The following is a 20773-nucleotide window of genomic DNA, read 5'->3' on the forward strand; positions in this document are numbered from 1 at the left end:
TATGCCTCATAATTCCAAATAGACAACCGAAGTTTAGGATCTTAGAGAAAATATAGAGACAGTTCTGATCAAAAATTTAGAAGGATCACTTTTTCTCCGTAAATGTACATAATTCAGTGTTAAAGATAACCATGTTCTGTCAAAAAACTTAAACTAATCTCAGCCGAAGACTGATCACCATTGAACTGTTTTCCTAATAATTTCGCCACATATTTCCCCAAAATATCCCCCTCAATATTGACCCAATCTCCTGTTTTTAGATAACACAGATTGGTTTGACTGTAAGTATGAGGAATAACCGCCGCTTTAAACCAAGTTCCGGCTGAGTCACATTCAGCTACTGTCAAACTAATGCCATTAACCGCCACGCTGCCTTTAGGAATCAGATAAGGTTGAATATAATTGTGCCATTGTTCCTGACGAGAAGAAGGGGCTTGAAAGGTCATCTCCCAGGCTTTGTCTGTAGCGATCGCTTCAACCAACGATCCTAACCCATCCACATGGCCCGTGACAAAATGACCTCCCAGTTTACTCCCCACCCGTAAAGAAGGTTCTACATTAACATAACTAGCTGTATCAATTTTTTGAGTTAAAGTAGTACGTTGTAGGGTTTCTGGGGAAGCGGTGGCCACAAATCCATTAGTCACAATTTCTTCTACCGTTAAACAAACCCCATCGACGGCCACACTATCCCCAATGGCCAAATCTGATAAAATAGAGGAGGAATAGCTATCGGGAATCGAGAGGGTAAAGCGATCGGATTCGAGGGGACGAATAATGCCAAGACCTTGAATTAAACCAGTAAACATTAACTCAGCTTTCCTAAATAACATCTCCCCCATGTTTTATACAAGAATCTTATCTACATTTGGGGCATACTGTGAGTATAACCCATTGTTCAACTGACCTGATTAATCGATTAATACAGGGTCAATGATGAGGTTAAACAGCAAAAATAATCGTTTTTTAAAGATATTAAAGAGGATAGGTCAATGATTGAAATGAAAGTGGCAGGCATTGCTTTAGACGCAGTTAGTCGCAGTCCCATTGTTTTGTTAAAAGATGGGTCTGAACGTCGTGCTTTACCGATTTATATCGGACAAGATCAAGCCAAGTCAATTATTGGGGCGATCGAAAATCAAAAACCTCCTCGTCCTTTGACCCATGATTTAATTGCTAACTTATTTGATGCTTGGGGAATGTCTTTGGAGAAAATTATTATTCATGCTCTTCAAGATAATACCTTTTATGCCCTTCTTTGCCTAAAACAAGGAAAAACAAAAAAGAAAATTGATTGTCGTCCCAGTGATGCCATTTCTATCGCTTTACGAACAAATAGTCCCATTTGGGTCATGGAAGAAGTGATCGCCGATGCCTCAATTCCAGTTGATAGAGAAGCAGATGAAGAAGAACGTCAAGCGTTCCGAGATTTTTTAGACAAGTTACGGCCTGAGGATTTAATTCAACGGGGAAAATTAGAAAAAAATGATGAACAATAAGCATTAAAAGTTAGTTTACAATGCAATATCGGCGTTTTGGTAAAACTAATCTAAACTTGTCTATATTTTCTTTGGGAACGATGCGTTGTCTAGCATCTCCAAGCCTCTTTAATGACACTTTAACAACAGGAATTTCTCTCGGTATCAACCATTTAGAAACAGCTAAAGGATATGGCAAAAGTGAAGAATTTTTAGGTCACTTTTTGCAACAACAAACGTTAGTTTCTAGAGAAGAATTGTATATCACCACCAAGTTGAATCCTACCCCTGATGCTGAGTTAATGGCTCAATGGATTGATGAATCATTAAAACGGTTAAAATTGGATTATATTGATTGTGTGGCCATTCATGGGATCAATACTTGGGAACACCTAGAATGGATAACCGGAGCAAATGGCTGTTTTTTGCCCCTACAACGAGGGTTAGAAGAAGGTAAGATAGGTCACCTAGGTTTCTCTACTCATGGTAGCTTAGACGTTATTTTAGCAGCCATAGAGACCGATTTATTCGAGTTTATTAACCTACACTATTACTACTTCTTTCAACGGAATGAGCCAGCCATTGCTTTAGCGGCTCAAAAGGATATGGGCATTTTTATTATTTCTCCTGGGGATAAAGGGGGTTTACTCTACACACCACCTGCTTTACTTCAGGACTTATGTGCGCCGTTTTCACCCTTAGAATTAACCTATCGTTTTCTACTGAGCGATGGCCGAATTAGCACCCTAAGCACAGGAATGGCTAATCCTAGGGAATTCGAGCCTATCCTATCCCTATTTGAGAAAAATGACAAGTTAACCCCTGAAGAAAGTCAAAAATTCAATCAATTAGAAGAGCATTTAAACACCGTTTTAAACACAGATAAATGTAGTCAATGTTATCAATGTTTACCTTGTCCTGAGTCCATTAATATTCCTGAGATTTTGCGCTTAAGAAATTTAGCCGTTGCTTATGAGATGAAAAATTATGGACAATATCGTTATGGAATGTTAGAAAATGCGGGACATTGGTTTCCTGGAAAGAAAGGACATCGTTGTACAGACTGTGGTGACTGTTTACCTCGTTGTCCTGAAAATTTAGACATTCCCCAATTATTAAAAGATGCTCATCAGAGACTAAACGGCAGTGAAAGACGACGGTTATGGGAATGATGCGTAAGGATAGGAACTTACGGAGAACAACACAGTCTAATCACCTTGAGTGTCCCTGTTTGAGAATCTTTAAGAATGAATTGAGATCGTCAACCAAGGCACTCTTAAACTAAATCTGATAAGGTAAAACAGTTATCCGATGATCAACAGAGTCGCTACAACTCTAAAATTAGACTCTAGTATATAAAGATAGTTATAAAATGCGAGGTTAATTTTTATGAAATCATTAATTCGTTGGAGTGCCACCCTAGGCTTAGTCGGTAGTACCCTAATGACCTCTTGGTTTGGTCAAGTTCCCAAAGCTTTAGCCCTACCTGAAGCCGAAGTCATTAAGGTATTACAGGGGGTTCCAGTTTTTACCATTACCACAGAACAGGGGGGGCCTTTAATCGCTACCCTAGAAGATAATCAGAGAGTAACACAAGTTTTTATGAGTCAGCAAGATGCTAACCAGTTTCTCGCTAAACTCAAAGAAAATCAACCCGATATCGGCAATAGAGTAAAAGTTCAACCCGTCTCCCTAGGAGAAGTTTATCGTTTTGCCCTAGCCAACAATACAGAAACAGAGTCGTTACAATTCGCTTATATTCCCATGGCAAGCGCGGTAGACTCGGCGAAAAAGGTGTTAAATGATAACGGGCAGCAATATCAAGGGGGTGTTCCCCTATTTACCTTAAGAGGAGGACCCGATAATAGTATTTTAACTATTCAACAAAACGATCAAGAAGTGATTCCCTTCTTCTTTGAAAAAGCCCCCATTCAGGCGATCGCTGAGCAAATGAAGAAAGATCAGCCCGATATTGCCCAAACCATGCAAATTGAAGTAATTGCCCTAGAAAATGTCATCGGTTTATTACAAACTAAAGACGATGCGATGCTCAAGCAAATACAATTAATTCCTTCCCAGGAAACGATGAAATTTATTCAAGAAACTATCAAATCTCAACAAAATCAAGGCCAGTAACGGGGTAATTTAACCCAAAATGAAGATCCCCAGATGTGTCAGTTTGGGGATTTTGTCTAATTGTTATACTAATTACCAAAAACGCCATGAACAGTTTAATTCGTTGGAGTTTAACCCTAGGAATCCTGATCAGTCCCCTAAGTCATCTCAGTATAATCCACCCTACTCCTGTGGTCGCCCTACCCCAGGGGGAAATTATAGAATTTTTGTCGGGAGTACCAGTTTATAGCTTACTTGATCGGCAAGGCTTACCCATCGGTCGTCAACTAGAGGATGGTAGCATCATTACTCCTGTGTTCATGAGTCGCAGAGAAGCCCAGGCCTTTTTGAGAGAGTTAACCGAAATCGATTCTCAGACGGCTAACTCTTATCGCATTCAAATTCTTCCCCTCAGTCGGATTTATGAAATTGCACGGGAAACCTCAACCGCTTCAACCCGTCTCTTTCTTGATTATATTCCCAGTGGGACAGAATTACAGAGGGCTCGTGAATTAGTTCAACAAAAAGGTCAAAAGTATCCAGGGGATGTTCCTTTATATGTAGCTAAAATTGAATCCGATCAATCCTATTTGACCATTAAACAAGAAGATGAGGAAGTGGTTCCCATTTTCTTTGAAAAAGCTACCATTGATCGATGGATTGCCACCGTTACTCAAACGCGGCCAGAGTTGGGTCAAGACGTTAGTATCAATGTTATTTCGTTGAGTAGTCTAATTGCCAATTTAGAAAACAATGATAACGCTTTACTGAGAAGTCTACGGTTTTGGCCCTCTCAGGAAATGATGAAAATTATCCGCTCTAATACTGAGAATCAAAATCAATAAATAACTTATGGCCTTTCGGTTCACTATATCAGGCCCAGAATTAGAACAATGGTATGATTGGGCGAAACAAGAAGGGATGTCTGCTCAGATATCGCCCTCGGAGTTAGACTGGTTGATCATGGCCATGACTCCATTAGATAGTTTATCTTTGCGTCTAGGGTTATTTAAAGAGCGATCGCAGATTCCTATCAACTGTCCCCTATCAGAATTAACCCAACTCTGGCAACGCCGGGTCAAACAAAGAGTTCCCCTACAATATTTAGTCGGAGTGACCCCCTGGCGACGTTTTTCTTTAAAAGTTTCCCCTGATGTCTTAATCCCTCGTCCTGAGACCGAATTAATCATTGATTTTGCCCTCAAAGCGGCTCAACACAGTCCGAACCCTCATCTATCCTCTGGCCATTGGGTGGACTCAGGGACTGGGAGTGGTGCGATCGCTCTTGGTTTGGCTGATAGTTTTCCCCAAGCAACCATTCATGCTGTGGATACTAGCATGGAGGCGTTAACCATTGCCCAAGAAAATGCTATAAAAGAAGGTTTTTCTTCTCAAATTAATTTCTATCAAGGATCGTGGTGGACACCTCTAGAACATCTTAAAGGACAAGTTAGTGCAATGGTTTCTAACCCTCCCTATATTCCCACTTCCCTATTATCTCAACTACAACCAGAAGTGAAAGAACATGAACCCATACTTGCTTTAGATGGAGGAAATGACGGGTTAGAGTCAATTAATTATCTGATTAATACTTCCCCTCATTATCTTATATCAGGGGGCATTTTTTTAGTAGAAATGATGGCTGGACAAGGGGAAAAAGTAGCAAAATTATTACAAGAATCTTCTCACTATCAAGACATTGGTATTTTACCCGATTTAGCAGGAATTGGTCGTTTTGCATTGGCTTATCGTTGTTAAAGATCCTATGTTTATTGAATTAAGTCTAATTTAATATCAATAAAATCAAAGCGTAATTTTCATATTGGGATAAACAGACCAACCCTAACTAATTGATAATAATGCTTCTTCTACTGGTTTAGGTAATTCCATTGGATAAAATCGATTACTGGAAAAGGCATAATCTTCTCCACTTTCATCAATGACTCGAATTAATCCATTAATCTCTGCTGTTTCATCGGGGATAATGCGGTATATTTTACCAATTTCTAGAGAAGCTTCGTAACCTTTATTATTGAGACAAACTGCAAAATAATTGACTTGAGAGGGTTCTGTTTTCATGGTTAATCTAAAAAGGGTAATTTAAGTTTAAATTCTTTTTTGCCAATACCATGCGCTTCATACCAATGGATTTCAGCTAATCTGATTGTACCATTAGGTAATTGAACTTGGGCAATTCCTTTTAATTTTCGCCACTTTCCCTTACCATACTTTTTCTGTAAGTTTGAGCGATTACGAATTCCTGTACCAGTGGCAATAATTTCAATATTGCTAATCTCGCCGATAATTTCAAAGTCCACAATCAAGTAATTTCGTAAAATAGAGTTTTATTATTACATTTTATCTTTTTTGTATTCACTAATTTTCATGACTTTCTACAGAACCATTGATTGGATTATTATTTTGGTTTAATAAATTAGTGATCGGATCAACACGAAAGCCGGGGGCTGTATAATTTTCGGGTAAATAATCGGCTGGAATTGTGTTATGATTGCCGTCACGAATAGCACTATAATGAGGGGATAAAATTTCGATATCAGCCTCGTTACATTTGTCTTGAATATTTTGATGTAACTCAGAATAAATTTCTGCCATTTTTGTTGATTCATTCGTATAAGCATTAATTTCGTAGCTAACATAAAAATCACTTAACCCTGTTTGTAAAACAAAGGGTAACGGTGTTTTTAAGATATATTTAGTCGATTGGGCAGCAACAATTAACACCTCGTGAACTTTTCGCCAAGGAACATCATAACCGAGGGTAATGGTAGTATGTAAAATTAAAGGCCGTTGTAAGTCTCTTTTTAAAGCACTATAATTGATAACATTACTATTAATTATAACAGAATTAGGGATGGTAATGACAACATTTTTAATTGTTCTAATTCGAGTTACTAAGAGGTTTTTTTCTAAAACATCCCCGACAGCATCCCCAATTTTTACCCGATCAGAAAGTTGAAAAGCACGAGTATAAATCAAGACTAAACCTGATACTGTATTAGAAATAACTCCCGTTGAACCTAACGTAAATAATAGGGCTGCAAAAGCAGAAACCCCTTTAAATGCAGGAGAATTAAAACCGGGTAAATAAGGGAATGCAAACACCGCAGCTAACATAATAGTTAACCAAGTTAACAGTCGATAAGTCGGTTGCGCCCATTCAGGATAAAAGCCAGAAAACTGTAGATTTCCTGTTTCGATTGCATCAAAAATAAATTTCAAAAATCGTAAAATATAATAAGTTAAATAAACAATTACCCCCACCACAAAAATATTAGGTAAATAGCCTATTAGTCCACTGAATACCGTATTAACTGCTTTAATCAAATAATCAAATAAGATGTTACCGATTTGTCTTGTTTGTGGAAAAAACCCTAAAACAATGGGAACAAAAATATAAAGGATAAAACAAGTTAAAATAATGCGAATAACTTTAACAATTGTTTTAAATATCTTGGTTAATTGCGCGGCTGATAAAAGTTCTAAATTTTTAATTCTGATTGATGGAATAATAGTTCCTTGCCAACTATCTAAACGAGAATAAAGATAAGGAAAAGTAAAACTAAATATTTTGAATATTAACCATAAAATCAATAAACTAATTACCGTAGAAACAGCACCGATAACCCAATAAAAAGGACGGCGTTCAAGTCGATAAGTTTTTAAGGCTTTTGTCATAACCTTTAAATATTCTTCTGCTAAATTTTCCCGAGATGTTTCTGCTGCTACTGCATCATCTCCTGTGACCGTCATTAAGGTCTTATTATTAAATAAAATAACAATAACATTGCCTCGATCATCTAGATCAAACTTATCATCAGCGATGTCAATATTATTATCATTAGCAATACGGTTTAATCGACGAGTTACAATATCGGCTCTTTCTTCTGCTGATAAAGAACCATTACCCTTATAAATAGAAAAAAGCGTGCTATGATCCAAAACAACAGGAAAACTCTGATCACTAGACGTATCTGTTAAGCTATAACTAGGAAAGAAACTACTTTGAAATAGCACCAATAATAAGGTAACAATAGCTAAAATTACCCTTTGATAAGTCTTGTTTAGTTGGAAATTGAAAAAATAACATTTCATCTTAGTTTTATTCCCTGGGTCGCATTGAATCAGCCCATAAAGTAATTGTGCCTAATCTTTAAGGAAGAAGACCCATTATTTTAGATTAATTTCAGAAGTTCTTAACAGTTCATCATCACTTTTTCCAGTTAATTTGATCCCCCTAAATCTAAAGATGTTGTAAAAATAATTGTTAAACCAAGAAAAAACGTTTACAAAGGAAAACGAAGCTAAATTAACACAAACAAGCTTTTACTTACTTTTTATGGAACCAATCATACAAAATTCACTGTTTACTCCCTATTTGGCCTTACATATTCCTGACGGCTTTTTAAGTCCTGGTGTCAGCGTATTTTGTTGGGTGATTACCCTTGTTTTAATCGCTGTTTCTTTGAACAAAGTACAAAAAGACTATCAAGAAAAAGCCGTTCCTTTGATGGGGGTTTGTGCAGCTTTTATTTTTGCAGCACAAATGATTAACTTTCCCATTCCTGGGGGAACCTCAGGCCATTTAGTGGGAGGAGTCCTCGCGGCTATTATCCTCGGACCGTGGGCCGGAACCTTAGTCGTTACGGTGGTGTATATCGTTCAAGCTGTTTTATTTCAGGATGGTGGTTTAACAGTTTTAGGGGCAAATATCTTAAATATGGGCTTAATTGGAACGTTTGGCGGATATTATCTCTATAAAGCCATTCGTTTCGCTCTAGGTCGAAATTCTTGGAAAAGCATGACCATTGCAACCGCGGTAGCTTCGTGGTTGAGTGTTATGATCGCTGCGATCGCAACTGCCTTACAACTGGCCTTATCAGGAACCGTTCCCTTAATGGTATCAATGATTGCCATGGTATCCTGGCACATTTTCATTGGAGTTGGAGAAGCTATCATCACTGTGATTGCCATAGGATTCGTTTGGCGATCGCGTCCGGATCTCATTTACGACAGTCCTCTCTCTCTGAAGGTAGATGCTAGAGAAAATGTTCATAGTTCATAAAAATATTAACCCGTAACCAAAGAATAATTCTGAAAATGACAAATCAACATTCTAATACAAAGGGTAATCGTTCTTTTATCCTAGCTGGAATAGGTATTGCTCTCATTGTCGCTGTATTTGTTTCTCCCTTTGCCAGTTCTGATCCCGATGGTTTAGAAAGAGTCGCCCAAGACTTGGAATTTGAGGATAGAGCCATAGAAGATGCGCCGGCCAATAAATTGCCCTTCTACACCGTTTTTGAAGAATACGCTTTACGGGGGGTTCCTGAAGGGGTAGCCACCCCTCTCGCTGGTTTAGTCGGAACTGTGGTCACCTTTGGGGTGGCCTGGGGCGCCGGTAAATTATTTATTCGTCCCTCTGCACAAACTAATATTGAACAAGGGGAAGAGTGATAGGGGAAATGTAGAATTAAGAATTTGGAAGGGTAACAGTATTTTTATTCTAAATTCTTAATTCTAAATTCTTAATTTAAGATGTTGTTACATATTCATTCTTTCATCAATAATCAAGAACAACAACCCGATACTTTTTGGCATTCTTTGAATGTTCAAGCAAGGCTTTTATGTGCCTTTATAAGTGTTTTTGCCATTGCCCTAACTCCCAATGGACAATGGAAAACTTGGGGAGTTTATGGGGTTGGCGTATTAGTTGTGATTTTAATGAGTCGAGTTTCTTGGCTTACTTTATTATCCAGAGTTATCATTGAATTTTCCTTTGTGGGAGTGGTGTTATTAGGGACGTTATTTCGTCCGGAAGGAGATGTGATTTGGTCTTGGTGGATACTACAAGTTACCACCACTGGGGTCATGGTCTTAGGCAGTGTCACAACTAAAGTAATATTATCTTTATTGATGTTAAATACATTAATTCTTACCACAGAGATTCCTGATTTATTTAAAGCATTATTAGCCTTAAAAATGCCTCCTTTATTAGTCGCGATTATGGCTTCTATGTATCGCTATATAGATGTGTTAAATCGAGAATTTACCGCAATGAAACGGGCAGCTATTTCTCGCAATTTAATGAGTAATGGTAAAATGATTCGTTATGTGATGGGTAATGCGATCGGTGCTTTATTTATTCGTAGTTATGAACGGGGAGAATTGATTTATCAGGCGATGTTATCAAGAGGGTATAAGGGGATTCCTGTTATTCCTGAAAAGATGTCTTATAAAAAACAAGATATTATAGTTTTAATTGTTACTGTCATAATCGTTTTGTGGGGTCAAGTCATTTATCTTTAAAATTTTATGGATAAAAAACAATGGCGTTTCATTCCCCCAATGGAAGCGTCAGGAACCATACAAATGGCCATTGATTCTTGGTTTTTTCAACAATATGAAAAGGGGTTAAGTCTTCCCATTTTACGCTTTTATACTTGGTCAAAACCGACTATTTCTTTAGGCTATTTACAAAAAAAATATCCTAAATCTTGGAACCATTTAACTTGGAAAAATGCCCCATTCGATTTAGTTATTCGTCCCACCGGAGGCAGGGCAGTTTTACACCAAGGAGATTTAACTTATATGGTGATTATGTCCTTAGATCATCGTAAAACATTGGATATTTATCAACATATTTGTAACTTTTTAATTCAAGGTTGGGAAACTTTGGGGATTACTTTAAATTATGGCACAGCAAAACGGGGATATATTCATAATTCGAGTTGTTTTAATACAGCAACCATAGCTGATTTAATAACAGCAGATGGGAGTAAATTAATTGGTAGCGCGCAAAAACGGGGAAAAAAGTCAATTTTGCAACATGGTTCTATGGTTTTGTCAACGGATAAAGCTTTATTTGAAATGATTTTTAATCAAGTTGCCCCTTGGCATTTAACCTTAACCGAACAATTATTTCAAGATTATTCTATAGACCATATTATTGAGGTTTTAACCCAGGCAGCAAAGAAACATTTTGACATAGAATTAATAACACAACCTTTATTAGAAAAAGAATGGCAAGAAATTTTGAGGGTTAAAAATTAATGTCTAATCAACCTAAATCTAAATTATCTCATCTGAATGAAAAAGGGGAAGCGCAAATGGTGGACGTTTCTTCTAAGAAGGTAACCCGTCGCCAAGCTGTTGCCAAAGGAGAAATAAAAATGAAATTAGAAACCTTTGAAGCCATCAAAACAGGAAACACCCCAAAAGGTGATGTTTTAGGAACCGCTAAAATAGCCGGTATTATGGCAGCCAAACAAACAGCCAACTTGATTCCATTATGTCATTCCTTACCCTTACATAAAATAGACGTAAACTTAATCCCAGACGAAACCTTACCCGGTTATCACATCGAAGCAACCGTAATTACCAAAGCAGAAACAGGAGTAGAAATGGAAGCTTTAACCGCCGTTTCTGTGGCGGCTTTAACCCTTTATGATATGGCCAAAGCCTTAGAAAAATCAATGAAAATTGACAATATACGTTTAATGAGTAAAACAGGAGGCAAATCAGGAGATTATACTGTTTAAATAGTTAGTTTTCTTGGGTTAAAAGGGGATCTAACTTATTTTGTTGATCGAGAGAATAGAGGTCGTCACATCCTCCAATATGTTGATGATTGATGAAAATTTGGGGAACCGTTCGTCTTCCGTTAGAACGTTGGGCCATTTTCTCCCTAGCGGTTTCATCCCCATCGATTTTATACTCAGTAAAATTAACCCCTTTCCACCATAAAAGTAATTTAGCACGGATACAAAATGGACAAGTTTGCCACGTATAGATTTCCACATCCGCTTTCATTTTTTCAGGATGACGACCCAATAAAGAATTAAAAATATTAAACATAGTAAGCTGTGATGTTTTTACGTTTATTATTATATAAAGATTAGAGAGGTCTGAGGTGAACCGAGAATGGGGAGGTTATCGATCCTTATCCCTTGTCTGTGGCCGACTTACCTAATTCTAGAAAATGTTTAGCTGATCGACAAAAGAAATGATATAAAGGTCATAATAGATGATACAAAGAAATTCACATCGTTTGAAAATTAACTGGGAAAAAGTTGTGGACTGTTGTGGGTTATCGTCATTAATGGGGGACGGTTCAGAGTTGGAGAAAAATCCGCCCTGTACCGTTTCTGTTACCATTAGAGAAGCGCAATTACAGGATATTAAAGCCTTAAGCGAGGTTCTTACCCTGAGTTTTCATCCGGCTAAAGGGTGGCTATCTTTTTTACAACCTATCTTGAAATTAGGGGTTTATGAAGATTTGCGATCGCGTCTTCGGGGAACCGTTCCCTACTATTGCTGTTTAGTGGCAGTGGAAACCACCTCAACCCTGACCAACACCACAGAAAAAATAATTGGAACCATTGAATTAAGTCTTAAAAGTGGATTTAATTCTCATTATCTCTATATTAGTAACTTGGCTGTTATCCAAAGTCATCGACGGCAAGGAATTGCCAAACAGCTACTACAACAATGTGAAGAAATTGCTTCAAAATGGGGACATAATACCCTAAACCTTCATGTTTTAGATGAAAATTACGTCGCCAAAAAACTATATTTAAGTAACGGTTATCAAGTATCTGAAACCGAACTAACCTGGCCAAGTTTGCCCCTATTTCGTTCTCAAAGATTGCTCTTAAAAAAACACCTAAACCCCCATGTCTAATGATGTTTTAAACCGAGAAATAAACCCCAAAAAACGACAACAAATTGATGAAATTCTACAGCATTTGCACAATAAAGAACTGCTAGTCATTAATCCTCGTCGTAAAAATGGTTTAATTCTCTATAAACCCTATCACGCTGAATTTGCTGGCCCCGGGGCAGCCATTGGGGCTGATTTTGATCACGATGTCCTCGATGTTCTTCCTGTGGGTAAATTATCCCTGAGTACCCCGAGAACCTCTAAAGAACGAATCAATAGTTATTTAATTCGGCGACAATGGGTGAAACTCGCTAAACAAATTAGCGATAATACCGTGTCTCAACAAAGGGCCCAGGTGATTTTAAATCAATTTGAACATTGGTTTGATCTCGAAACCGCCAGTTTGTTACCGGATGAAACCTTTGCTTTATTAGTCGGGGTACTGCCTCAAACTATGAAAAAAGTCCGCACCCAAAGCGAATTATTGTCCCAATAACTTTTCAAAGAAAATTAAGATTTCTTTGCTAAATTCCCTCTTATCATAGGGTTAGGTCAACATAAGGATTGATTTTCATGGAACTCCTACCCTCAGAAATTCTAGCAACCAATAAATTTGATCAATGTGTGCTTAGTCTTGCCCTCATCAATATCTGTAATCAAGATAGTCCTGTAGGTCAAGCCATGAAAGAACGTTACAACGCTTGGAAATCTGAGACAGATGACCCGATTAATAATCCTTGGTTAGATTTGCATCAATTTACCATTTATGTCCCTCATCCTGAGCAAACCTACGAAGAAATTACCCTAGAAGAAGGACTAACCCTAGGCTATAACGTTGAGGTTGAACCCATTGTGGATCATGACAGCATTCCCTACAATATTCCCGAGGGAGGTCACTTCGTTGCTGTTTTGAAACAAAAGAAGATCAACGGAGAATTTAAGATTGCAGCCACCGGAATGTTTATTCAGCCATTAGCTGCTTTAAGTTTAGATATTGTCACGGACCCCGATGAAGGTAAATATGAATCAATGGTGATTAAACATCCCATTATTCGAGATTATCCCCAAGATTTTGTACAACAAATTAGTCAATATCTCAATAAAGAAATTCACTTTAAACAACTGCCCAATTTAGTGGGATACGTCGATCAAAGTCAAAACCCCGATTATCGTCAACCGTCTTGGCAAGAACTTTATTTAGAAGGTCAAGGAATAAAATTATTTTAATGATATAGATAAGGAGAAATGGGTGGAAGATTATCAACTGTTGATAGACCTTCATAACAGTGCCAATCGGCAGGGGCCAGGGGGTGATGCTGAGACGAAAATGGCTCTCGACCTGTCTATGATAGATCAGTCTGCCCCATTAAAGATTGCTGATATCGGTTGCGGTACCGGAGCCTCTACACTGCTACTTGCTCAACGATTGGAAGCTCAGATTACGGCAGTGGATTTCCTTCAGGCGTTTCTTGACGTGCTTGAAGGTAAAGCGGAAAATATGGGGCTTTCTGAAACAATAACCACCCTTTGCTGTTCAATGGAGAACCTGCCCTTTGAAAATGAGGAATTTGATCTTATCTGGTCCGAGGGAGCGATCTATAATATGGGCTTTGAAAGAGGGGTAAAAGACTGGAAACCTTATCTGAAAAGGGGCGGCCTCCTGGTTGTTTCGGAGATTACCTGGATTACAGGCTCCCGTCCGTCGGAAATTCAAAAATATTGGGACGAGGAATACCCCGAAATAGATGTGGCATCCTCAAAGATCGGCATACTGGAGAAAAATGGCTATTCTCCCATTGGCTACTTTATTCTACCAGAGCATTGTTGGCTGGCTAATTATTATCGGCCGATGCAAAATAGCTTTAAGGATTTTCTAGATCGAAACGGCAACAGCGAAGAAGCACAGGCAATCGTGGAAGCGGAAAATCGAGAAATTGAACTGTATGAGAAGTATAAAAGTTACTACAGTTATGGTGTCTATATTGCCAGAAAGTTGAATTAAACATTGATAATGAACTATTCATTGATTTGACAAAAATGAACAATTTTGTTGACCACCTCTTCAATAGTTAAGTCATCGGTGTTTAATTCCATCGCATCATTAGCCTTACGAAGAGGGGCTAAAGTACGATGACTATCTCGATAATCTCTTTGTTCAATCTCCCGTTCTAGTTGTTGAAGATCAAGATTATCTTGTCCTTGAGCTTGAAAATCCAGTAACCGTCGTCTTGCTCGTTCTTGGACTGAGGCGGTTAAGAAAATTTTAACCTCGGCATCCGGGAACACATTAGTACCAATGTCTCGCCCTTCGGCCACAACACCACCCAATTTCCCTAATTCCTGTTGATAGTTGACCAATTTTTGACGAACCGCAGGATAAGCAGAAATGGGGGAGACCAAGGCAGTAACTTGAGGGGTGCGAATGGCATTCGTCACATTTTCTCCATTAATGATCACTTGTGGCGGTTGCTCATCGGAGGAGGGGATAAATTTTAAATCCGCTTGGGAGACTAATTCTGCGATCGCACTTTCATCCTCCACGGAGATCCCTGAGTGTAACACTAACCAGGCCATCCCTCGGTACATGGCCCCGGTGTCTAAATAGGTAAAATTTAAAGCTTTAGCCACTCGACGGGTAACAGTGGATTTTCCGGCACCGGCTGGGCCATCAATAGCAATAATGGGTTTTCGGACTCGTAAAATCATGTTATCAATGAGTCGAGTGGAACCGACATAAGCGGCGATCGCCAATAACCCGGCTTCTTCAATCGTTTCTAGAGGTTGTAGGGTTTGAGGATGGACACATTCAACATATTGAATGGTGATACCAGAATAAGCGCTGATGGTATCTTTGACGCAACCTACTAAGACATTAGTTTGTCTTTCTCCAGCCAGAAAAGCTTGTTTCGCCGCTTGTAACCCTTGATATAGGGCGATCGCTTCTTCTTTTTGGGCTTCTGAAAGATATTGATTGCGAGAACTATAAGCCAGTCCCGAAGGCTCTCGAACAATGGGACACCCTTTAATCCTAACGGGTAAGTTTAAATCCTGAACCAACTGACGAATAATCGCCAACTGCTGCGCGTCTTTTTCCCCAAAGTAAGCCACATCGGGGCTAACAATATTAAGCAGTTTCGTGACGATGGTGGCCACCCCTTGAAAATGGCCCGGACGAAACGGCCCGCACAAAGACGAGATCATGCTCTTAGGAGGAATGACTTGAGTGGGTTGGTCAAAGGGACTATTAACCCCCATTTCTTCGGGGGTTGGGGCAAAAATTGCCGTCACCCCTAATTCCTGACACCGTTGAGCGTCTGTTTCGAGTTGGCGGGGGTATTGGTCTAAATCTTCGTGAGGGGCAAATTGTAGGGGGTTAACAAAAATGCTCACCACCACCACATCTACCTCAGCCATAGCACGACGAATGAGACTCAGATGACCTTGATGTAAGGCTCCCATGGTAGGGACTAAGCCAATGGTTTGCTTGTCCCCCCTAGAAGCTAAATAGGTACGTAACCCGGCCACAGTTTTCAACAGACGCATTGTTTTGCTTCTTATTAACGTCCCAAAATTTCCAATTGTACCGGAGCCACGCCACTGTTGAGTAAACCGATAACACTGGCCGCCCCTCTTGATAAGTCTATCACTCGGCCGTGGATATAGGGACCGCGATCGTTGATACGGACGATAACAGAACGACCATTATGGAGATTCGTCACCCTTACTTGAGTCCCAAAGGGTAGGCTTTTGTGGGCTGCAGTCAAGCCGTTTTGATTATACCGTTCTCCGTTAGCGGTTAAACGGCCATGAAACCCTGGTCCATACCAAGAAGCCATTCCTTTACGACGACTGGTGACAGGGCGAACACTGGCTAAGCCGGATTCTTGGTTAGCGTCTTGCTCGGGCTTGACTATGGCAGTTAAAGGAGGAGCATCTCCCATTAATCTTCGTAGCCGGTTCGTGGCTTGTAGCGCGTCTACCGCTTCATTTCGGGTGGTATCAGGTAAAATAACTCCTTTATCGAGTTTGATAAGTTCTTCAGAATCTAATTTAATACTATGAGTTTGGTCAGAATTTAAGCTGACAGTTAAGTTTTCTGCTTTAAAATTATTATCTTGGCTGAGTTGATTTAGACGTTTAGCGAAGGCTTTAGCGCGCTTGAGGGCTTCGCTTTCGATTTGACTGGGATCGATGTCATCTCCCTGTTCTTTAAGGGCTGCTAAGTCGGCTTTTGACCCTAAGAAGGTTAACACAGGAATCTGACGAATTCTTAACGTCACTGCCAGTTGATATTGCCATTGATGAAGATGAAGTTTAGCTATCTCCTGTGAAGAAGTTTGACCATTGGCATTGGTTTTAATGGGCCCTAAACTGACAACATTCTTGGTCTCGAAATCGGAACTTTCCTGGGGGAGTAGCGTCCCTATTCCTAAGATTTCTCCTATTTGCTCCACCTTTCCACTGGTGTCAGATGCTTCTGAATTTTGTAGGGAAATGCCAATGACGGCAGTTGTTCCTACAGTGGTCAATAAGGCAGTTGTTAGTCCGGTCCAAAATTTCTTATTCATAGATCCTTTGTTAAGTGAGTTGTTCAACCCCTGGAAATTCTTTTGATTCAATGGATTTTCCAACTTTGACTCCTCACAGAACTGCGTTTTACATTTCTTAAACCTTTACACAGTAGCATGAATTTTTCGGGGGGTGTCCTATTCCTAATAATCATTCGGAATGGTTTTCATTGAATCTTTAAATAAAGGTTTACACGAAAACGCAGATCCATTACGATAGTGAGTTTACTGAAATCGCCCCATAAACGATCCGTGAAACTGATGTGATCTAGTTGACCCTTAAGAAAGGGTTAATGGTGAAACCTTCGACTCTGTAGGAGACTCAACCCTGTAACATCTCAGATGACATGGGAAAAAAAATTCAGTATTTATACGGAAAAATAACTGTGACATTTTAAACATTGTCACCCTGAAAAGTCTAAAAATCTTGATCGTTAGTCAGTGTTTCTATCAGATTTTCAAATCATCTCTTGACAAATAACAATAAAGAGCATGAAGCATCGAAACATTAATGTAGACTCCTCAGACTATCCATCTTCCTTAAGATAGATTAAACTAGACGAAGCAACCCCCCTTTGGATTTGTATTATGTTAGCCATCGCCATCAGTTATTATTGGGTTATAGCTTTAATTGTCTTCTGTGTATGGTTTAAGACATTTTGGACGGATCAAACAACAGCTAAAAACGATATCTACTCTTGGATGGTGCTCGTTATTGGTGCTAGTTTCTGGGTGGTAGTCATTCCTTTTGCTAACTTGGAATTAGTATTGAAAGCTTATTCAATTCATCATTAAGCAGTGAAAAGCGAGAATTATCTTTTTTTAGAAAAATTGTTTGTTAAAGATAAATTATGGAAAACACCCCATTCTAGCTACCATTGGGATGGGACTTCGCGACGTTTTTTTGAAGGTTGGTATTATCGGGTTACTTTACCTAAACAGGGTCAAAGTTTTGCCTTTATGTATTCTATTGATGATCCAATAGGAGAAAAATATTATAGTGGTGGTGCAGCCCAGGTTTTAGGAGAAAATAATCAATATTTATACCGACTTTTTCCCGATGTTAAAAAATTTTGGGCGAGTCAAAAAGAATTAGCTTTATGTCATTGGAAACAAAATAATTTTAACCGAAAACCTCAAATTCTTGAGCCGAGTATTTTTCCAGAAATAGTAACAGAAGGATATCAAGCAACCCCTACTTTAAATCAGGGATATATTAAAGATCCTACTACTAACAATTATTGTCGTTGGTGTTATGATATCAACCCTATAGATGGTTGGGGGAACCGTTTTTTTCCTCAACAAGCAACAGCAGGATGGTTATCGTTTTTACCAATTTTTGACCCAGGATGGCAAGTTTTAATGGCACAGGGATGGGCAACCGGTTATATTGATTGGAATGGGAATAAGTATGAATTTAAGGACGTTCCTGCTTATAGTGAAAAAAATTGGGGACATTCTTTTCCGAGTAAATGGTTTTGGATTAATTGTAATAGTTTTAAAGAAGAATTAGAGTTATCTTTAACGGTTGCTGGTGGAATTCGACAAGTTTTCAACTGGCAAGAATCAGTAGGTATTATTGGATTACATTATCAAGGAAAATTTTATGAATTTACTAGAGAAAATAGTCAGTTGTCTTGGCAGATTAAACCGTGGGGAAGTTGGATGATGGAAGGAAGAAATACAGACTTTTTAATAAAAATTGAAGGAAAAACAGAAGACATTGGGAATTATGTTAGGGTTCCAACTGCTGAAGGTTTACAGTTTCTTTGTCGTGATACCACTCAAGGAAATTTAAGCCTAGAATTATATGATAATGAAGGAAAACTAATCTTAAAAGCCACCAGTTCTTTAGGGGGTTTAGAAATTGGGGGATCTCCTTGGGAGCAAGATTGGATTTATGGAAAATAGTATAAATTACATCAGAAAATTTGTTATTTTAAAGTTATATTTAAAATAACTAAATTCATGAAGAAAGATTCTAAAACTTACTTTTTAGATTAATAATCAGACATAAATATAATTAACTGAGCTAAGGAAATACAAGATAAGTTAAAAGTTTTCTCCCTGCTCCTTACTCCCTGCTCCCCTGCTAACTTAACCAGTAGCATTAATGTTTATCTAAGGACTTAATTGATGAAAGTTGGTATTATTCGAGAAGAAAAAAATCCTCCAGATTCTAGGGTTCCTTTAACTCCAGAACAATGTCAATATTTAATCGAAAATAACCAAGATTTAGACATATTTATTCAATCAAGTAAAAAGCGATGTTTTTCTGATTTGGAATATCAAGAAAAAAATATTTCTGTGGTTGAAGATGTTAGCAACTTTGACATTTTGCTAGGAGTAAAAGAAGTTCCTGTTAATTCTTTGATTGCTAATAAAACCTATTTATTTTTCTCTCATACTCATAAAAAACAACCTTATAATCGTAAACTATTACAAACAATTTTACAAAAAAAATATTCGTTTAATTGACTATGAATGTCTCTGTGATGCACAAGGAAAAAGAGTGATTGCGTTTGGTCATTGGGCTGGTGTTGTTGGGGCGCATAATGCTATATTAGCTTGGGGAAAACGTCAGCAAACTTTTGATTTAAAACCGATGCACCAATGTTATGATTTTGCTGAGGCGAAGACTTATTATAAAAATTTATCCCTTCCTAACTTTAAAATTGTGATTACTGGAGATGGAAGAGTTAGTAATGGTGCAGCAACGGTTTTAAATTTAATGAATATACAAAAAGTTTCACCGCAAGACTTTTTAAATCAAGAATTTTCTGATCCTGTTTATACACAATTATCAGTTAAAGATATGTATGCTAAAAAAGAAGAAAATATATTTGACGAATCAAATTATTATGAACACCCAGAACAATATTATTCTATCTTTGAACCTTATACGAAAGTCAGTGATATTATGATCAATGGTATTTACTGGGAGAAAAAAGTCCCGATTTTCTTTACAAAAGAAGATATGAAAAAAGATGATTTTAAAATAAAAGTTATTGCAGACGTAACTTGTGATATTGCCCCAAATGCTTCTATTCCTTGTACCATAAGGCCATCTACTATCGAAAATCCTATTTATGGTTATGATCCCAATTTAGAAACAGAAATAAATCCATTTGAACCTCATAGTATTGATATTATGGCTGTTGATAATTTACCCAATGAATTACCCCGTGATGCTTCAGAAGACTTCGGAAATCAATTAATTGAAAGAGTTTGGGATGAGTTGAAAAAAACTGATAGTCAAATGATTAAGGAGGCGACTATTGCTATCAATGGACAATTAAATAAACCCTACGAATATTTACAAGATTTTGTTAATTTTGAGAAATAAGTATAAATGTTTATTTTTGTTATCTATTCTAAAATATCTTATATAAAATATCGTTATTTATATCAAATATAAACTACATTTTAATCATTATAATTCTGTTCAGAAGATATATCTTTTGATGGCATAATAGTTTCCGATATGGCTCTAAGAATACTAGCAAAACGGTCATAATCTACATAAGTTACTATATGTTCTTGAGTCAAAATCTTTTGTAAAGATTCCCAGTCATCAACTAAAGAACCTACGGCTGCGTCTGGGGGAGAATCAGAATTAAAATTGTCCCATTCATCACTCATTATTATCCAATAATAATCTGTATCAATGGATAAAGTTTCTATTTGGTCATTTTTTGCTTTTTTCAATTAAAAGTTTAAAAATAGATTCTAGTTGCTCGATTCTAATATTAATACTCATGGATTACATTGTAAGATTAGGTTATTACGCTATTCTATAATACGACAAGGAATTTACTAACCAAAAATTTTTAACCAATAGTATGAAAGTTAATTATATAGTTTATCAAGAATCTCTAAATGTTCCCTTACTCTTTCACGAGTAATTTCGCCATCTATTTCTGGTGATGACA

At 37.8% G+C, this 20773-nt stretch carries 24 protein-coding genes and 1 pseudogene; 17 read left to right on the plus strand and 8 right to left on the minus strand.

Annotated features, from left to right (window positions below; genetic code table 11):
• Window positions 1-119 precede the first annotated feature (119 nt).
• Window positions 120-809, minus strand: coding sequence for a riboflavin synthase (gene ribE / locus C4E06_RS08440; RefSeq protein ID WP_107667668.1), 690 nt, complete (start codon window positions 807-809; stop codon window positions 120-122).
• Between the two features lie 183 nt (window positions 810-992).
• Between ribE and C4E06_RS08445 the strand changes: the two genes are divergently transcribed.
• The 5 genes from C4E06_RS08445 to prmC all read left to right on the plus strand — a co-directional run bounded on the left by C4E06_RS08445 (window position 993) and on the right by prmC (window position 5351).
• A complete protein-coding gene (locus C4E06_RS08445) occupies window positions 993-1499 on the plus strand; it encodes a bifunctional nuclease family protein (protein ID WP_107667669.1) in 507 nt (168 codons plus the stop codon).
• Between the two features lie 20 nt (window positions 1500-1519).
• Window positions 1520-2650 (plus strand): aldo/keto reductase, encoded by a 1131-nt coding sequence (locus C4E06_RS08450; protein ID WP_107667670.1) that lies wholly within the window; start codon window positions 1520-1522, stop codon window positions 2648-2650.
• 217 nt (window positions 2651-2867) lie between these two features.
• Window positions 2868-3614 carry a Tic22 family protein gene (locus tag C4E06_RS08455; protein WP_107667671.1) on the plus strand — a complete coding sequence of 249 codons (747 nt, stop codon included), beginning with the start codon at window positions 2868-2870 and terminating at the stop codon, window positions 3612-3614.
• An 86-nt stretch (window positions 3615-3700) separates the two neighbouring features.
• Complete coding sequence (locus C4E06_RS08460) at window positions 3701-4438, plus strand: Tic22 family protein (protein ID WP_107667689.1); 738 nt, start codon at window positions 3701-3703, stop codon at window positions 4436-4438.
• A gap of 7 nt (window positions 4439-4445) precedes the next feature.
• Window positions 4446-5351 (plus strand): peptide chain release factor N(5)-glutamine methyltransferase, encoded by a 906-nt coding sequence (prmC, locus tag C4E06_RS08465; RefSeq protein WP_107667672.1) that lies wholly within the window; start codon window positions 4446-4448, stop codon window positions 5349-5351.
• An 84-nt stretch (window positions 5352-5435) separates the two neighbouring features.
• On the opposite strand, the gene C4E06_RS08470 is transcribed toward prmC, so the two are convergent.
• From C4E06_RS08470 to C4E06_RS08480, 3 genes are read right to left on the minus strand one after another with little or no spacing between them, the layout of a single operon-like run.
• A complete protein-coding gene (locus C4E06_RS08470) occupies window positions 5436-5672 on the minus strand; it encodes a hypothetical protein (protein WP_107667673.1) in 237 nt (78 codons plus the stop codon).
• 2 nt (window positions 5673-5674) lie between these two features.
• On the minus strand, window positions 5675-5911 hold the full coding sequence (locus C4E06_RS08475) for a hypothetical protein (protein WP_107667690.1): 237 nt from the start codon (window positions 5909-5911) through the stop codon (window positions 5675-5677).
• A 58-nt stretch (window positions 5912-5969) separates the two neighbouring features.
• On the minus strand, window positions 5970-7706 hold the full coding sequence (locus C4E06_RS08480) for a mechanosensitive ion channel family protein (protein WP_107667674.1): 1737 nt from the start codon (window positions 7704-7706) through the stop codon (window positions 5970-5972).
• A 244-nt stretch (window positions 7707-7950) separates the two neighbouring features.
• On the opposite strand from C4E06_RS08480, the gene cbiM reads away from it, so the two are divergent.
• From cbiM to moaC, 5 genes are all read left to right on the plus strand, one after another.
• Window positions 7951-8676, plus strand: coding sequence for a cobalt transporter CbiM (gene cbiM, locus C4E06_RS08485; RefSeq protein WP_107667691.1), 726 nt, complete (start codon window positions 7951-7953; stop codon window positions 8674-8676).
• 35 nt (window positions 8677-8711) lie between these two features.
• A complete protein-coding gene (locus C4E06_RS08490; RefSeq protein ID WP_107667675.1) occupies window positions 8712-9068 on the plus strand; it encodes a PDGLE domain-containing protein in 357 nt (118 codons plus the stop codon).
• 81 nt (window positions 9069-9149) lie between these two features.
• Window positions 9150-9920 (plus strand): cobalt ECF transporter T component CbiQ, encoded by a 771-nt coding sequence (cbiQ, locus tag C4E06_RS08495; RefSeq protein WP_107667676.1) that lies wholly within the window; start codon window positions 9150-9152, stop codon window positions 9918-9920.
• A gap of 6 nt (window positions 9921-9926) precedes the next feature.
• Window positions 9927-10664 (plus strand): biotin/lipoate A/B protein ligase family protein, encoded by a 738-nt coding sequence (locus C4E06_RS08500; protein ID WP_107667677.1) that lies wholly within the window; start codon window positions 9927-9929, stop codon window positions 10662-10664.
• Window positions 10664-11152: a cyclic pyranopterin monophosphate synthase MoaC gene (moaC, locus tag C4E06_RS08505; RefSeq protein ID WP_107667678.1), complete on the plus strand. Its 489-nt coding sequence runs from the start codon at window positions 10664-10666 to the stop codon at window positions 11150-11152. The genes C4E06_RS08500 and moaC overlap by 1 nt, the downstream gene beginning before the upstream one ends.
• Before the next feature lie 4 nt (window positions 11153-11156).
• On the opposite strand, the gene grxC is transcribed toward moaC, so the two are convergent.
• Window positions 11157-11468, minus strand: coding sequence for a glutaredoxin 3 (grxC, locus tag C4E06_RS08510; RefSeq protein ID WP_107667679.1), 312 nt, complete (start codon window positions 11466-11468; stop codon window positions 11157-11159).
• A gap of 169 nt (window positions 11469-11637) precedes the next feature.
• On the opposite strand from grxC, the gene C4E06_RS08515 reads away from it, so the two are divergent.
• The 4 genes from C4E06_RS08515 (at window position 11638) to C4E06_RS08530 (ending at window position 14275) form a co-directional block, all read left to right on the plus strand.
• A complete protein-coding gene (locus C4E06_RS08515; protein ID WP_107667680.1) occupies window positions 11638-12294 on the plus strand; it encodes a GNAT family N-acetyltransferase in 657 nt (218 codons plus the stop codon).
• On the plus strand, window positions 12287-12769 hold the full coding sequence (locus tag C4E06_RS08520; protein ID WP_107667681.1) for a hypothetical protein: 483 nt from the start codon (window positions 12287-12289) through the stop codon (window positions 12767-12769). The genes C4E06_RS08515 and C4E06_RS08520 overlap by 8 nt, the downstream gene beginning before the upstream one ends.
• A gap of 77 nt (window positions 12770-12846) precedes the next feature.
• Window positions 12847-13500: a hypothetical protein gene (locus C4E06_RS08525; RefSeq protein WP_107667682.1), complete on the plus strand. Its 654-nt coding sequence runs from the start codon at window positions 12847-12849 to the stop codon at window positions 13498-13500.
• A 22-nt stretch (window positions 13501-13522) separates the two neighbouring features.
• Window positions 13523-14275 (plus strand): class I SAM-dependent methyltransferase, encoded by a 753-nt coding sequence (locus C4E06_RS08530; RefSeq protein ID WP_107667683.1) that lies wholly within the window; start codon window positions 13523-13525, stop codon window positions 14273-14275.
• Between the two features lie 14 nt (window positions 14276-14289).
• Here the strand turns inward: C4E06_RS08530 and C4E06_RS08535 are convergent, their stop codons facing one another.
• Window positions 14290-15816: a bifunctional pantoate--beta-alanine ligase/(d)CMP kinase gene (locus tag C4E06_RS08535; RefSeq protein ID WP_107667684.1), complete on the minus strand. Its 1527-nt coding sequence runs from the start codon at window positions 15814-15816 to the stop codon at window positions 14290-14292.
• A 14-nt stretch (window positions 15817-15830) separates the two neighbouring features.
• Window positions 15831-16841: a septal ring lytic transglycosylase RlpA family protein gene (locus C4E06_RS29390; RefSeq protein WP_107667685.1), complete on the minus strand. Its 1011-nt coding sequence runs from the start codon at window positions 16839-16841 to the stop codon at window positions 15831-15833.
• A 588-nt stretch (window positions 16842-17429) separates the two neighbouring features.
• On the opposite strand from C4E06_RS29390, the gene C4E06_RS08545 reads away from it, so the two are divergent.
• The 3 genes and pseudogenes from C4E06_RS08545 to C4E06_RS08555 all read left to right on the plus strand — a co-directional run bounded on the left by C4E06_RS08545 (window position 17430) and on the right by C4E06_RS08555 (window position 20187).
• Window positions 17430-17636: a hypothetical protein gene (locus C4E06_RS08545; RefSeq protein ID WP_107667686.1), complete on the plus strand. Its 207-nt coding sequence runs from the start codon at window positions 17430-17432 to the stop codon at window positions 17634-17636.
• A 3-nt stretch (window positions 17637-17639) separates the two neighbouring features.
• Complete coding sequence (locus C4E06_RS08550) at window positions 17640-18752, plus strand: tocopherol cyclase family protein (RefSeq protein WP_107667687.1); 1113 nt, start codon at window positions 17640-17642, stop codon at window positions 18750-18752.
• Between the two features lie 225 nt (window positions 18753-18977).
• Window positions 18978-20187, plus strand: a pseudogene (locus C4E06_RS08555) (NAD(P)-dependent oxidoreductase).
• An 80-nt stretch (window positions 20188-20267) separates the two neighbouring features.
• Here C4E06_RS08555 and C4E06_RS08560 read toward each other — a convergent pair.
• Window positions 20268-20483 carry a hypothetical protein gene (locus C4E06_RS08560; RefSeq protein ID WP_157951128.1) on the minus strand — a complete coding sequence of 72 codons (216 nt, stop codon included), beginning with the start codon at window positions 20481-20483 and terminating at the stop codon, window positions 20268-20270.
• Window positions 20484-20773: the final 290 nt, after the last annotated feature.

The organism is Cyanothece sp. BG0011 (assembly GCF_003013815.1).
Lineage (GTDB): Bacteria > Cyanobacteriota > Cyanobacteriia > Cyanobacteriales > Microcystaceae > Crocosphaera.

Bases quoted from the DNA above. Each gene is read 5' to 3' on its own strand.
- ribE (WP_107667668.1), bottom strand. From the start codon at position 809: ATGTTTACTGGTTTAATTCAAGGTCTTGGCATTATTCGTCCCCTCGAA.
- C4E06_RS08445 (WP_107667669.1), top strand. From the start codon at position 993: ATGATTGAAATGAAAGTGGCAGGCATTGCTTTAGACGCAGTTAGTCGC.
- C4E06_RS08450 (WP_107667670.1), top strand. From the start codon at position 1,520: ATGCAATATCGGCGTTTTGGTAAAACTAATCTAAACTTGTCTATATTT.
- C4E06_RS08455 (WP_107667671.1), top strand. From the start codon at position 2,868: ATGAAATCATTAATTCGTTGGAGTGCCACCCTAGGCTTAGTCGGTAGT.
- C4E06_RS08460 (WP_107667689.1), top strand. From the start codon at position 3,701: ATGAACAGTTTAATTCGTTGGAGTTTAACCCTAGGAATCCTGATCAGT.
- prmC (WP_107667672.1), top strand. From the start codon at position 4,446: ATGGCCTTTCGGTTCACTATATCAGGCCCAGAATTAGAACAATGGTAT.
- C4E06_RS08470 (WP_107667673.1), bottom strand. From the start codon at position 5,672: ATGAAAACAGAACCCTCTCAAGTCAATTATTTTGCAGTTTGTCTCAAT.
- C4E06_RS08480 (WP_107667674.1), bottom strand. From the start codon at position 7,706: ATGAAATGTTATTTTTTCAATTTCCAACTAAACAAGACTTATCAAAGG.
- cbiM (WP_107667691.1), top strand. From the start codon at position 7,951: ATGGAACCAATCATACAAAATTCACTGTTTACTCCCTATTTGGCCTTA.
- C4E06_RS08490 (WP_107667675.1), top strand. From the start codon at position 8,712: ATGACAAATCAACATTCTAATACAAAGGGTAATCGTTCTTTTATCCTA.
- cbiQ (WP_107667676.1), top strand. From the start codon at position 9,150: ATGTTGTTACATATTCATTCTTTCATCAATAATCAAGAACAACAACCC.
- C4E06_RS08500 (WP_107667677.1), top strand. From the start codon at position 9,927: ATGGATAAAAAACAATGGCGTTTCATTCCCCCAATGGAAGCGTCAGGA.
- moaC (WP_107667678.1), top strand. From the start codon at position 10,664: ATGTCTAATCAACCTAAATCTAAATTATCTCATCTGAATGAAAAAGGG.
- grxC (WP_107667679.1), bottom strand. From the start codon at position 11,468: ATGTTTAATATTTTTAATTCTTTATTGGGTCGTCATCCTGAAAAAATG.
- C4E06_RS08515 (WP_107667680.1), top strand. From the start codon at position 11,638: ATGATACAAAGAAATTCACATCGTTTGAAAATTAACTGGGAAAAAGTT.
- C4E06_RS08520 (WP_107667681.1), top strand. From the start codon at position 12,287: ATGTCTAATGATGTTTTAAACCGAGAAATAAACCCCAAAAAACGACAA.
- C4E06_RS08525 (WP_107667682.1), top strand. From the start codon at position 12,847: ATGGAACTCCTACCCTCAGAAATTCTAGCAACCAATAAATTTGATCAA.
- C4E06_RS08535 (WP_107667684.1), bottom strand. From the start codon at position 15,816: ATGCGTCTGTTGAAAACTGTGGCCGGGTTACGTACCTATTTAGCTTCT.
- C4E06_RS29390 (WP_107667685.1), bottom strand. From the start codon at position 16,841: ATGAATAAGAAATTTTGGACCGGACTAACAACTGCCTTATTGACCACT.
- C4E06_RS08545 (WP_107667686.1), top strand. From the start codon at position 17,430: ATGTTAGCCATCGCCATCAGTTATTATTGGGTTATAGCTTTAATTGTC.
- C4E06_RS08560 (WP_157951128.1), bottom strand. From the start codon at position 20,483: ATGAGTGATGAATGGGACAATTTTAATTCTGATTCTCCCCCAGACGCA.